General features: G+C 42.6%; 1 protein-coding gene. It reads right to left on the bottom strand.

From position 1 onward, the window contains the following. Positions 1-254, bottom strand: a 254-nt coding sequence (locus L9G74_RS20700) for a hypothetical protein (RefSeq protein WP_238898641.1), incomplete at its 3' end; no start/stop codon positions are given. Between the last annotated feature and the right edge of the window lie 16 nt (positions 255-270).

Below are 270 nucleotides of genomic sequence, written 5' to 3' on the forward strand. Positions count from 1 at the left end.
GTTGGATTTACACCGAATCGGAGCGCGCCAAGGAAACCGCCCACAAGATTCTCGACGCGCATCGATTGTGAGCGGCTCTTTCGGATCGCCGTATCTTCCATGATCGATGCGGGTTGTTGGGTTCCAGCGGATGTATGTGCGGAGTAGTAAGGAAGCTTATATACAAAAATGTCATTATAATTTATAATATCATTCGAGACAAAACATAAGATCCTCTGTGAGAAATCTTGAGATTTCAATTGATTTTGCTGCATGGATTCCATTTATTTT

Source organism: Shewanella electrica (assembly GCF_022321485.1).
Lineage (GTDB): Bacteria > Pseudomonadota > Gammaproteobacteria > Enterobacterales > Shewanellaceae > Shewanella > Shewanella electrica.